This window comes from Pseudomonas sp. LP_7_YM (assembly GCF_004364435.1).
Classification (GTDB): domain Bacteria; phylum Pseudomonadota; class Gammaproteobacteria; order Pseudomonadales; family Pseudomonadaceae; genus Aquipseudomonas.
On the sequence record NZ_SOCT01000012.1, the window covers coordinates 108,516 to 121,584 of the forward strand.

The following is a 13,069-nucleotide window of genomic DNA, read 5'->3' on the forward strand; positions in this document are numbered from 1 at the left end:
TAAGCGCCGACTTGACTCCCGTGGAGCAAGCCTGCTTGCGAGGACTGAGCTCGCCGCGAAGGGTGTGTTAAAGGTAACCAGGCCCTCGCGAGCAAGCTCGCGCCTACACAGCGGCGTGCGTCGGTCGGGAAATTTCCCCGCAGTCTTCACACCTCCAGTAACGCCGCCAGCTCCCGGTCCAGCTCATCCTGATCGGCCAGGTTCAGCTCGACAAAACGGCGCAGGTGCGTGATTGAATCCAGATCAATGTGTTCACAGGCGAAACCCAGGTGATTGTGGTCGTCATGGGTCAGCCGCACCTCCATGCGCACATGGGTACTCGCATCCAGATGAATATCGACGATGAAAGTCTCGTCGGGATTACCCTGCCATGGCTCGGGGCGCTGGATCAGCAAGCCATTGAGCGACAGGTCGAGCAGTTGCACCGGCCAGATCCCGGCACCTTGCGCCAGCTCGGTCTTGGCGTTGAACGATATACGTTTAAAACGACGGCGATCTTCGTGAGAATCTGGCATGGCACGACTTCTCCTTGGGTTCGGCAGCAGGGGCCTGGACGACCGGACCCCCGACTGGGCTACAGATGCTCTGACTATAGGCCAAATCCCGGGCTAGACCATTGTGGGGGGTGGCCTTTCGCTCCAGCAACGCTAAACTCTGTCAGCCATTTCAAACATGTCCACTCTGCTGGAAATAAAAAATGAAAAATAATAATAGTCTGCTGCGCCATGTGCCTTGGCTGATCGTTGCGATTCTCGGGGCCTGGGCTCTGGGAGTGGTTGCCTTGCGTCGGGGAGAGGCAATCAACGCACTCTGGATCGTGGTCGCTGCGGTTGCCATCTATCTGGTCGCTTATCGCTACTACAGCCTGTTCATTGCCAGTCGTGTCATGCAGCTGGACCCTGACCGGGCCACCCCGGCGGTGCTGAACAACGACGGTCTGGATTATGTTCCGACCAACAAACACATTCTTTTCGGCCACCACTTTGCCGCCATTGCCGGCGCAGGTCCGCTGGTCGGTCCGGTGTTGGCTGCGCAGATGGGCTATCTGCCCGGTACTCTTTGGCTGATTGCTGGCGTGGTGCTGGCCGGGGCGGTGCAGGACTTCATGATCCTGTTCCTGTCGACCCGTCGTAACGGCCGCTCGCTGGGTGACATGGTTCGCGAGGAAATGGGCCGCGTGCCCGGCACCATCGCCCTGTTCGGCTGCTTCCTGATCATGATCATCATTCTCGCGGTGCTGGCGCTGATCGTGGTCAAGGCCTTGGCCGAGAGCCCATGGGGCATGTTCACGGTCATGGCGACTATCCCGATCGCGATGTTCATGGGCATCTACATGCGCTTCATTCGTCCGGGCCGCATTGGCGAAATCTCGCTGGTGGGCGTTGTACTGTTGCTGCTGTCGATCTGGCTTGGCGGTCAGGTTGCGGCCAGTCCCGAGTGGGCGCCGCTGTTCACCTTTACGGGCGTGCAGATCACCTGGATGCTGGTCGGTTACGGTTTTGTTGCCGCCATGCTGCCGGTATGGCTGGTGCTGGCGCCGCGTGACTACCTCTCGACGTTCCTGAAAATCGGCACCATCGTCGCGCTGGCGATCGGCATTCTGATTCTGGCGCCCGAGCTGAAAATGCCGGCCCTGACGCAGTTCACCGACGGCACCGGCCCGGTATGGAAGGGTGCGTTGTTTCCATTCCTGTTCATCACCATCGCCTGTGGCGCGGTGTCCGGCTTCCACGCTCTGATTTCCTCGGGCACCACGCCCAAGCTGCTGGATAACGAAGTCAACGCGCGTTACATCGGCTACGGCGGCATGCTGATGGAGTCTTTCGTCGCGATCATGGCCATGGTGGCCGCATCGGTCATCGAGCCTGGCGTCTATTTCGCCATGAACAGCCCGGCAGCAGTGGTCGGTGCTGATGTCACCTCGGTCGCGCAGATGGTCAGCAGCTGGGGCTTCGTGATCACCCCGGATCAATTGACTGCAGTCGCCAAAGACATTGGCGAAAACACCGTACTGGCCCGCGCTGGCGGTGCACCTACGCTGGCGGTGGGCATCGCGCAGATCCTGCACCAGGCGTTTCCCGGCCAGAACAGCATGGCGTTCTGGTACCACTTCGCGATCCTGTTCGAAGCGCTGTTCATCCTCACCGCAGTTGACGCCGGTACCCGTGCCGGCCGCTTCATGTTGCAGGACCTGCTCGGCAGTTTCGTGCCTTCGCTCAAACGCACCGAGTCCTGGACCGCCAACGCCATCGGCACCGGTGGCTGCGTGGCGTTGTGGGGGTATCTGCTGTATCAAGGCGTGATCGATCCGCTCGGTGGCATCAATACCTTGTGGCCGCTGTTCGGTATCTCCAACCAGATGCTGGCGGGTATTGCGCTGATGCTGGCGACGGTGGTGCTGATCAAGATGAAACGTCAGCAGTACATCTGGGTCACCATACTCCCGGCGTCGTGGCTGTTGATTTGCACCGTAACAGCGGGCTTCATCAAGCTGTTCGATCCGAGTCCTGCGGTTGGCTTCCTGGCGCTGGCCCGCAAATATAGCGCGGCGGCCGATGCCGGGCAGGTTCTGGCACCGGCCAAAAGCGTTGAGCAGATGCAGCACGTGATCTTCAACGCGTACACCAACGCGGTTTTGACCGCACTGTTCCTGTTCGTGGTACTGAGCATCCTGTTCTACGCGCTCAAGGTCGGTCGCGCGGCCTGGATCAAGAAAGAGCGTACCGACAAGGAAGCGCCGTTTCAGGCCTTCCCGAAAACCCACTGAGTGCGCTGTGAGGCGAGGAGGTGCAAATGTTCAATGACCTGAGTCGTCTGGGTAAGTATCTGGGTCAGGCTGCGCGCTTGATGGTCGGCATGCCCGACTACGACACCTACGTCGAGCATATGCAGAACACTCATCCGGACAAGCCGGTGATGTCGTATGAGGCGTTTTTCCGCGAGCGCCAGGATGCACGTTACGGCGGCAAAGGCGGGCCGAAATGCTGTTAACGGTTCAGGCTGTCGAGCCGGTTTGACCTGACGCGCCACGCCTATCGTGGCGCGTTTTCATTTGCGGGGTTCTTTCAGGAGCGCGCCGTTAGCAAAAAATCGAAAAGCAGGAGTAGGCATGACCGTTTCGCCACCGATTCCCGTCACCGTTCTGAGTGGTTTTCTCGGCTCGGGCAAGACCACGTTGTTGCGTCATCTGCTCAAGGCAGAGCACGGTCTGAAGATCGCCGTGATCGAAAACGAATTCAGCGATGCCGGGATCGATACGCAATTGCTGGGCAATGAGCCGGTGCAGGTGATGACCCTGTCCAACGGCTGCGTGTGCTGCACCATTCACACCGACCTGACCAAGGCACTGGTCCTGCTGCTGGAGCGCCTGGACAGCGGCGAGATCGCGTTCGATCGGCTGGTGATCGAGTGCACCGGCCTTGCCGATCCTGCACCCGTGGCGCAGACCTTTTTCATCGACGAAGAACTGCGCGAGCGCTACATCCTTGACGGCATCATCACCCTGGTCGATGCCGCGCATGCCGATACGCATCTGGAGCAGACCATCGCTCAGGCGCAGATCGGTTTTGCCGACCGCTTGCTGGTGAGCAAGACCGATCTGGTGGATGACTCTGCATTCAAAGCCCTGAGCGAGCGCCTGACTCGCATCAACCGTCGTGCGCCTATTCGCGTGGTCGAGCATGGCCAGATCGATCTGGCCGAGCTGCTGGATGTGCGTGGCTTCAACCTCAACGCCGATGTCGGCGGCATGACTTTGCGCCCGGCGGCACCTGCGGGACGCTCCATCGACCGCATCAGCAGCGTGGTACTGCGCAGCGACAAGGCGCTGGACATCGACCGGCTCAGCAGCTTCATGAACGACCTGCTTGAAGAACATGGCAAGCAGTTGCTGCGCTACAAGGGTGTGCTCAACATCGCTGGCGAAGACCGCAAGCTGGTTTTCCAGGGCGTATTGAAGTTGTACGGCTTTGATTTCGACCTGGAGTGGGGCGCGGATGAGCGGCGTGAAAGCGTGATCGTGTTTATCGCCGATGACTTGCCCGAAGAAAAGATTCGCGAAGGGTTTGCCAGGGTGGCAGCAGATTGAATCAGTGGTTCACCCTACGGCTCTGTTACACCCCTAGCCCTTGCCGAACGATAAACCTGTGGGAGCGAGCGTTCCGCTCCCACAGGTTGATCACCAGTCACCCATAAAAAAGCCCGGCTCTGGAGCCGGGCTTTTTCGCGTCAAGCGGCTGCTATCAAGCGCCGTAAACCGGCAGCTTGGCGCAGACGGCTTTGACCTTCTCGCGAACGGCGTCGATCACCGCTTCGTTGTTCAAGTCAGCCAGGATGTCGCAGATCCAGCCTGCCAGTTCCTTGCACTCTGCTTCCTTGAAGCCGCGAGTGGTCACAGCCGGAGTGCCGAAACGCAGGCCGGAAGTGACGAATGGGGAGCGAGGGTCGTTTGGCACCGAGTTTTTGTTCACGGTGATGAACGCCTTGCCCAGGGCCGCGTCGGCGTCTTTGCCGGAGATGTCCTGTTTGATCAGGGACAACAGGAACAGGTGGTTCTCGGTGCCGCCGGACACTACGTCGAAACCGCGCTCGATGAACACTTCGGCCATTGTCTTGGCGTTCTTGACCACTTGTTGCTGGTAGGTCTTGAACTCAGGCTGCAGCGCTTCCTTGAAGCAGATCGCCTTGGCCGCGATCACGTGCTCCAGCGGACCGCCCTGGCCGCCCGGGAATACCGCGGAGTTCAGCTTCTTTTCGATCTCGGCGTTGGCGCGAGCCAGGATCAGGCCGCCACGTGGACCACGCAGGGTCTTGTGGGTGGTGGTGGTGACGACGTCAGCGAAAGGAACCGGGTTCGGATAGACGCCTGCGGCGACCAGACCGGCCACGTGCGCCATGTCGACGAACAGGTACGCACCGACCTTGTCTGCGATGGCGCGGAAGCGCGGGAAGTCCAGTATCTGCGAGTAAGCCGAGAAGCCGGCCACGATCATTTTCGGCTTGTGTTCGACTGCCAGACGCTCGACTTCGTCGTAGTCGATCAAGCCGTTGCCGTCGATGCCGTATTGTACGGCGTTGTACAGCTTGCCGGAGGACGAAACGCTGGCGCCGTGGGTCAGGTGACCGCCGTGGGCCAGGCTCATGCCCAGGATGGTATCGCCAGCGCTCAGCAGGGCCAGATAGACTGCGCTGTTGGCCTGGGAGCCGGCGTGCGGCTGGACGTTGGCGTAATCGGCGCCGAACAGCTCCTTGGCGCGGTCGATGGCCAGTTGCTCGACGATATCGACGTATTCGCAACCGCCGTAGTAACGCTTGCCCGGGTAGCCCTCGGCGTACTTGTTGGTCAGTACCGAGCCTTGCGCTTCCATGACAGCGGGGCTGGTGTAGTTTTCCGAGGCGATCAGCTCGATGTGCTCTTCCTGGCGCTTGGCTTCTTGTTCCATAGCGGCATACAGGTCGGAGTCGTACTTGGCGATAGTCAAATGACGGCTGAACATGGCGGTCCTCGGGGATCGGGCAATTGAAAAGGGGGGCATTCTACAACATCGGCTTTTATCTGGCATATGAAAGCCGGTCATGCGCGTGATGAGCGCAATGCAGCTTCCATGCAATGCAGCGAGCCGCAAACCAGCCGCTTTACGCCTGTGGGTTTCTGCCGGCGGCTTATGGCTTGAAACACCACACTAGTCCAGCATGAACAGCGCATCGTTGCTGAACTGCGCTTCAAACCGTGACGGCGTCATAGGACGGCCGAACAGGTAGCCCTGCACTTCGTCACAGCCGTGTTCGCGCAGGAACTCCAGCTGTTCGTAGGTTTCCACACCCTCTGCGATGACGGCCAGGTTGAGGCTGTGGGCCATGGCGATAATCGCGCGGGCGATCTGAGCGTCCTGTTCGCCGGAGGGCAGGCCATCGACGAAGGTGCGGTCGATCTTCAACACATCAATGGGAAACTGCTTGAGATAGTTCAGCGACGAGTAGCCGGTGCCGAAATCGTCCACCGCGATGCTTAGGCCCAGACGTTTGAGGCCGTCGAGAATCATCATCGCCTCGCTGACCTCGCGCATCAGGATACTTTCAGTCAGCTCCAGTTCAAGACAGGCAGGAGGCAGCTCGGTTTCCTGCAGGATGTTGGCGATACGCGTGCCCAGTTGGCCGTCGGAAAACTGCCGGGCCGAGATATTGACCGACACCTTCGGCACGCGAACTTTGGCCTTGTGCCATTCGCGCAGTTGGCGACAGGCTTCCATGAGCACCCATTCGCCGACTTCGACCACCAGCCCTAGCTCTTCGAGGACCGGAATGAAATCACCTGGCGGAACCAGTCCGCGGGTCGGATGGCGCCAGCGCAACAACGCTTCGGCGCCGGTCAGGCGCTTGCCGTCGCCGCTGAATTGCGGCTGGTAATACAGGGTGAATTCTTTCTGTTCCAAGGCGTGACGCAGATCGCTTTCCAGCTCCAGACGCTCCAGCGCACTGGCGTTCATGTCTGCCTGATAGAACTGGAAGTTGTTTTTGCCGCGCTCCTTGGCGTAGTACATCGCCGTGTCGGCGTTCTTCATCAACTGGCTCAGTTCCTTACCGTCCTGCGGGCTCAGCGCGATACCGATACTGGCCGTCACGAAGAACTCCCGGCCTTCGAGCACGAACGGCCTCACCAGGCTGCCGAGGATCTGCTCGGCGACATGAATGGCGCGATTCATCGCCGCCTGCTGCGAAGCGCCCGGCTGCAGTAGCAGCGTGAACTCGTCTCCGCCCATGCGGGCCACGGTGTCGTCTTTGGCGACGCATTCGAGCAGTCGCGCGGCCATGTCCTTGAGCATGCGGTCTCCGGCGGCATGGCCGAGGGAGTCGTTGATCGGTTTGAAGCGATCCAGATCGAGGAACATCAGCACCACCCAGGCCTGCTGGCGCTCGGCATGCAGCAGAGCGCTGTGCAGGCGGTCCTGGAACAGCGTGCGGTTGGGCAAGTGGGTCAGGGCGTCGTAGTACGCCAGTCGGTGGATGCGCTGCTCGCTGGCCTTGCGCTCGCTGATATCGGTGAAGAAACACACGTAGCTGGCCAGGTCGCCCTCATTGTCCAGCACCGCAGTGATACCGACCCACGCCGGGTAGTGTTCGCCATCGCGCCGTTTGAGCCACAGCTCGCCTTCCCAAGTGCCGTGCTGATTCAGTTGCTTGAGGATGTAGCCCAATTGGGCTTGCTGCTGATCTTCGGCGGTCAGCATCGACGGGAACTGATCCAGGACTTGGGAAACGGCATAGCCACTCACCCGACTGAACGCATCGTTGGCCTGCACGATGTAACCGGCAGGGTCGGTGATCAGAATCGCCGAAGTGGAATGTTCGAATACCGTCGCTGCCATGCGCAGGTCTTTTTCTGCACGACGTTGCTGGCTGATGTCACGCCCGACACCGAGAATGCCTTCGAAAGCGCCGGATTCGTCCCACACCAATACCAGGCGCAGCTCAACGGGAATCTTGCGACCGTCGGCGCGCAGGCAGTCCAGCAGGTATAACTGGTTCGGCATTTCGGCACGCAGCTCTGCCAGGGTTTCGGGCTTATGCAGGGCCTTTCCGACGCGCAGCAGCAGGATTTGCAGGTCTGTCAGCTGTTGCGGGTTGGCGATGATCGAATTCCAGCCGTTCTGCATGATCCACTCTGCGCTGTAGCCCAGCACGGTGGTCAGCGAAGGGCTGACGTAATTCGGACGCAGTGTCTGATCGGTGGAGAAGATGACGTCGCTGATGCTTTCGGCCAACATGCGATAGCGCTGCTCGCTGTCGCGCAAGGACTGGCTGGCCTCAACCTGCTCGGTGACGTCCTTGGCCACCCCGATAATGCGGGTTACCCGGCCATTCTCGTCAGGGGACAGGGCCCGCTCGCGTATGTCGAAACGCCGCCAATGACCGTTGCGGTCACTGAAACGCAAGTGGCATTCGGAGAGGTCGCGTACGTATTCTCGGCTGCGGTTCAGCCGCAGTTGCTCATAGGGCTCGGCGTCATCGGGGTGCAGCAGGATTTCCCAGAAACGATCGCCCATCTCCTGCAGTTCTTGTTTGCTATAGCCTAACGTTCGCCCCAGATGGTGGTTGCTATAGATCATGTGCCGGCTGACGACGTCCTGGACGTAGAGATGATCGGGAACGGTATGCACCACGTCCGACCAGAAACTTTCTCGCTCCTGTAGCGCCAGTTCGGCCTGCTTGCGGTTGGTGATGTCGTTGATACTCAGGATCACTGCATTGAAGTCTTCCGGGTGCTCGGGCAGCCGCACCACCAGCCACAAATGCTGATCGCTGCCCTGAGCGTGAGGCAGCAGTATTTCCAGTTCCATTTGAGGCTGGCGGTCGAGTACGGCGCTGATCAGTTGGACGCCGATGCCCTGCCGTGAACGTGGGCATCCTTCGATCAGTTGCTGCCATACCTGAGCGGCGGATTCAGCGCGAAGCAGATGAGCCGCTACCTGATTGACCTCGGTGATGCGCAGTTGGTGGAGCAATCCCCTTAGCTGTTCCGGATGCTTGAGCAGGCGCTGGTACAGTTCGTCGCTCGTGCTCAGCCGCAGGTTTTGCAAATACTCGGGCAAGCTGGAAAGGTCCAGCACGCACAGGGCCACACCGGTCCCTTCGAAGATGTCCTTGTAGCGACGACGACTGTGGTGCAACTGCAATTGACGGCGACGCAGGCTGCGCAGCGCAAGCAGCGGCAGGATCGAGCAGAGCAGGGCGATCACACACTTGCCGACCAGCGGAGCGATGAGGACCTGGCGCGCTTTGCCCGCATCGAACAGGCCACGCAGTTGCCAGTCGGAGTTGGTCAGCGGATCCAGCAGGACCGTCTGCTTAACGCTGTCCGAAGGCCCGGCGGCGCTGGTATCCGCCTGATAGATCACGCGTTGCGTTGCAGGGTTCTCCAGCTGCCAGGCCGCCTTGAAATCCTGATCGTTTTGTCGGGACAGGGATTTCAATGCCTGTGAGTCCAGACGGATGGCCCAGAAGCGCTCGGTTTCATTGCCAGGCTGGCGGACGAATAGATAGAAAAACGAGTCGCCCGGGCCATTGGCGTAATAGTAGGTATGACCCTTGAGACGCCCGCACGCTTGAGTCAAAAAGCTGGCGTCTGTGCTGCCCTGTGCGCTATCGGCGACGATATTCCCACGCTCGTCGAGCCAGGCCACGCTGTGCAACCCTGGCAGCGCCTGACGCAAGCGTTCCAGGGTGGCAACGTGCTGGTCGGTGGTGCGTGGTGCGGTCTTGGCGTCATCCAGAATGTTCAGCGCCACTTGAGCATTGAGCGCCATGTTCAGGCTCAGTCGGTCGGCGAGCTGGATGCTGTAATCGACGCTGCGTTGGTACTGGCGCTCTTGGGTCTGCTGAAACTGTTCGAACAGCTGCCACAACAAAAGCACGAGCATCAGCAGCACCAGTATCGCCAGCGCGCCTTTCAGCGAGCCTCGAAAAGGCACGGCCTTCGCGCTTCTTGAGGCGCGCAATTGAGAGGTGGGTGTTGGTGTGGACAAACTGTGATCCTGACTGCTGGACTGAATCAGCGTGTGCGAAATGCACTATAAGCTTGACGCCCAAAGAGCGGTTAGCATGCCCTGACTTGTGGCTAAGTGCCAGCCAAAAAGGCCTGCACGGTTTGCCCTGCCGACCGCATTCGGGTAGCTTTGCGCCACGCGCGATGTGCCCGATTTCTGCAACACCAGCACAATGCCTGCAAACATTGCTCCAGCTTCATGCCCGGTACCCTGAAGCATCATCGTGACTGTTCTCGCTATGCCTTGATCAATTCAAGGCCCGGAAGGCCCGGACGGCAAGTTGCGTAGATAAATAAAAGCGGTTTTTGCGACGAAGCACCGGGTTTGTCCGACAAGTCGGCGAGCAAAATCAGGCAAGGCAAACAGCCGAACGACGGCCGGGATCGCGGTCGACGCCCACGCTCTTGATGAGCCTTCGAGCCTGATTCAACGTAGTGCCACTGATGGCAGCCACTTTTCGTATCAGGCCGGGCTCGCGTCTTTATTCACAGTCCTAACCAGGTTTTCATTCCATGGCTCAATACGTCTTCACCATGCATCGGCTGAGCAAGGTTGTTCCGCCGAAGCGGGAAATCCTGAAAAATATCTCCCTGTCTTTCTTCCCGGGCGCCAAGATCGGCGTTCTCGGCCTCAACGGTTCGGGTAAATCAACGCTGCTGAAAATCATGGCCGGTGTCGACACCGAGTTCGATGGCGAAGCGCGCCCGATGCCGGAATTGAACATCGGCTATCTGCCGCAAGAACCCCAGCTTGATCCGAACAAGACCGTACGTGAAGTGGTCGAGGAAGCGGTCAGCGTTATCAAGGACGCCCAGGCGCGTCTGGACGAGGTGTACGCTGCCTACGCCGAGCCGGATGCCGACTTCGATAAGCTCGCCGCCGAACAGGCCAAGCTCGAAGCCATTCTGCAGGCCAGCGATGGTCACAACCTCGAACGTCAGCTGGAAGTTGCGGCCGATGCGTTACGTCTGCCAGCCTGGGACGCGAAGGTCGAGCACCTGTCCGGCGGCGAGAAGCGTCGCGTGGCGTTGTGCCGCCTGCTGCTGTCCGCGCCCGACATGTTGCTGCTCGACGAACCGACCAACCACCTGGATGCCGACTCCGTCGCCTGGCTTGAGCACTTCCTGCATGACTTCCCGGGCACCGTGGTTGCGATTACGCACGACCGGTACTTCCTGGACAACGTCGCTGGCTGGATTCTGGAACTCGACCGCGGCGCCGGTATTCCTTACGAGGGCAACTACTCTGGCTGGCTTGAGGCCAAGTCCGACCGTCTGGCCCAGGAGTCCAAGCAGCAGTCGGCTCATGAAAAGGCCATGAAGGAAGAGCTGGAGTGGGTGCGCAAAGGCGCCAAGGCTCGTCAGTCCAAATCCAAGGCGCGTCTGCAACGCTTCGAGGAGATGCAATCGCAGGAATTCCAGAAGCGCAGCGAAACCAACGAGATCTACATCCCGGCCGGTCCGCGTCTGGGCGACAAGGTCATCGAATTCAAGAACGTCAGCAAAGGCTACGGTGATCGTGTGCTGATCGACAACCTGTCGTTCGCCATGCCCAAGGGCGCCATCGTCGGCGTGATCGGTGGCAACGGTGCAGGTAAATCGACCCTGTTTCGCATGCTGATGGGCAAGGAGCAACCGGACTCAGGCTCTATAGAGATCGGTGAAACCGTGCAACTGGCCTGCGTTGATCAGAGCCGTGACGATCTGGACGGCAGCAAAACCGTGTTTGCGCAGATTTCTGACGGTTCCGACCAGATCAAGATCGGCAACTACGAGATCCCGTCGCGCACGTACGTCGGCCGCTTCAACTTCAAGGGCGGTGACCAGCAGAAGTTCGTCAAGGACCTCTCCGGTGGTGAGCGTGGTCGTTTGCATCTGGCGCTGACGCTCAAGGAAGGGGGCAATGTCCTGCTGCTCGACGAACCGTCCAACGACCTCGACGTTGAAACCCTGCGATCGCTGGAAGAGGCCCTGCTGGACTTCCCGGGCGCTGCTATTGTGATCTCTCACGATCGGTGGTTCCTTGACCGCGTGGCGACTCACATCCTGGCGTACGAAGACGATTCGCAGGCCGTGTTCTTCGAAGGCAACTACACCGAATACGAAGTCGACCGCAAGAAACGCTTGGGCGAGGCCGCTGCGCAACCACACCGCGTGCGTCACAAGAAACTGGCCTGATTCAGGTCGGCGACACAAGAAACGGAGCCTTCGGGCTCCGTTTTTTTTATGCGTTATCTTGCGCCGCTGATGACAGATGATTGCCGCAGATGCTGGTTTGCTGATCCTTTGGTGCCAACCTGCTGCACATTCGCGTAACGCACAACTTGTACAAGAAGCTGGCAGCGAACGTGGCGGCTCAGCTACAGGTGAACTGCCTGACGCCGCGGGCGCGTCCGATCACACTCCCCAGCAAGCCGGTCATGCTCTTGCTGCTTTCAAACATCCCCCTCGATTTGCAGAACCTCGATCACCTGATCTCCGACCGGACGTTCCCAGGTCGCTTCGTCACCGACCTGCGTGCCCAACAGCGCCTTGCCCAAGGGAGAGGCCCAGTTGATCAGTTGGCTCGCGGCGTGGGCTTGATCCTCGCCTACCAACTGCACGCGTTGCTGGCGGTCTTCTTCGTCGGCAAAGGTCACCCAACTGCCAATCTGGACTTTTTCGGTGCAAATGGCAGGCGTTACCACCTGAGCGGTCTGCAGCCGCTGATTGAAGTAACGCAGGTCACGTTCGATATCAGCCTGACGCTGCTTGTCCGCACCTTCGCCCAGGGCGGTCTGCTCACTGTGCTGCGCTTGCAATGCAGCCACCTGCGCCTGCAGCTGGGCCAGCCCGCTGGCGGTGACATAATTGGGTTGTGCGCTAATCTGGCGTTCTACCGGCTGGCTGGCCTGCGCGGCGGCGTGGTCTTCATTGACGAAGGCCCGACTCATGGCGTGCTCCTGATCATGGCTCAATCAGGGTTGGGCCATGTTCACATTCCATAAGTTTCCCTGAATGTCTGCTTGCGACAAGAAGTCACTGGGAACGATAGGCTTTTGCGGCGTCTTGGGTTTTCTGTTGATCCCAGTTCCGGTCACGGTCGTTCCAGATACTGTCTCTGCCCTGATCCTGAACACCCTTGGTCGCCAACTGCGCCTGGCACTGCCGGAACCCGTCGCTCCAACCCTGTGCATAAATCGTGTCGCGCAGATAACGCGGCACATCTTTTTTGTACTGTCCTTTCATTGCGTCGATGGACTGTCGCCCGCTGCTGCATCCATCCTCAAACCCATCTGCGAACGTCGGTGAGTACCCTTCAGCCAGCAACTGGTCGTGGGTAGACTGACAACCAGCGACAACCAAACAGCAGCACAGCCCAGCCCAGCGCGTATTCATTGGCGTCTCCTCGACTTACATAAAGTCTAGAAGCGGATCCGTGAGTTATTCGTAAAAGAGGCGTGAGAAATCCATTAACCGATGCCCGGTCACGCGGATTTAGTTCCCGATATCCGCCTGACGGCAGGATTGCATGAAAATTCTTTTAGT

General features: G+C 59.5%; 9 protein-coding genes. 4 read left to right on the plus strand and 5 right to left on the minus strand.

Annotated elements, in window-relative coordinates; all coding sequences use genetic code 11:
• Window positions 1-146: 146 nt before the first annotated feature.
• Window positions 147-515, minus strand: a complete 369-nt coding sequence (locus EC915_RS21265; RefSeq protein ID WP_133752479.1) for a PilZ domain-containing protein — start codon at window positions 513-515, stop codon at window positions 147-149.
• A gap of 182 nt (window positions 516-697) precedes the next feature.
• Between EC915_RS21265 and EC915_RS21270 the strand changes: the two genes are divergently transcribed.
• From EC915_RS21270 to yjiA, 3 genes are all read left to right on the plus strand, one after another.
• Entirely contained in the window at window positions 698-2,767 is a 2,070-nt protein-coding gene (locus tag EC915_RS21270; RefSeq protein ID WP_133752480.1) for a carbon starvation CstA family protein, read from the plus strand.
• 26 nt (window positions 2,768-2,793) lie between these two features.
• Window positions 2,794-2,991, plus strand: a complete 198-nt coding sequence (locus tag EC915_RS21275; RefSeq protein ID WP_133752481.1) for a YbdD/YjiX family protein — start codon at window positions 2,794-2,796, stop codon at window positions 2,989-2,991.
• A gap of 118 nt (window positions 2,992-3,109) precedes the next feature.
• A complete protein-coding gene (gene yjiA / locus EC915_RS21280; protein WP_133752482.1) occupies window positions 3,110-4,087 on the plus strand; it encodes a GTPase in 978 nt (325 codons plus the stop codon).
• 154 nt (window positions 4,088-4,241) lie between these two features.
• On the opposite strand, the gene glyA is transcribed toward yjiA, so the two are convergent.
• Window positions 4,242-5,495, minus strand: a complete 1,254-nt coding sequence (gene glyA, locus EC915_RS21285) for a serine hydroxymethyltransferase (RefSeq protein WP_133752483.1) — start codon at window positions 5,493-5,495, stop codon at window positions 4,242-4,244.
• A gap of 186 nt (window positions 5,496-5,681) precedes the next feature.
• A complete protein-coding gene (locus tag EC915_RS21290; RefSeq protein ID WP_372237938.1) occupies window positions 5,682-9,521 on the minus strand; it encodes an EAL domain-containing protein in 3,840 nt (1,279 codons plus the stop codon).
• A 533-nt stretch (window positions 9,522-10,054) separates the two neighbouring features.
• On the opposite strand from EC915_RS21290, the gene ettA reads away from it, so the two are divergent.
• Window positions 10,055-11,719, plus strand: coding sequence for an energy-dependent translational throttle protein EttA (ettA, locus tag EC915_RS21295; RefSeq protein WP_133752484.1), 1,665 nt, complete (start codon window positions 10,055-10,057; stop codon window positions 11,717-11,719).
• Between the two features lie 257 nt (window positions 11,720-11,976).
• Here the strand turns inward: ettA and EC915_RS21300 are convergent, their stop codons facing one another.
• On the minus strand, window positions 11,977-12,474 hold the full coding sequence (locus EC915_RS21300) for a GreA/GreB family elongation factor (RefSeq protein ID WP_133752485.1): 498 nt from the start codon (window positions 12,472-12,474) through the stop codon (window positions 11,977-11,979).
• Window positions 12,475-12,559: 85 nt separating this feature from the next.
• On the minus strand, window positions 12,560-12,919 hold the full coding sequence (locus tag EC915_RS21305; RefSeq protein ID WP_133752486.1) for a hypothetical protein: 360 nt from the start codon (window positions 12,917-12,919) through the stop codon (window positions 12,560-12,562).
• Window positions 12,920-13,069 lie beyond the last annotated feature (150 nt).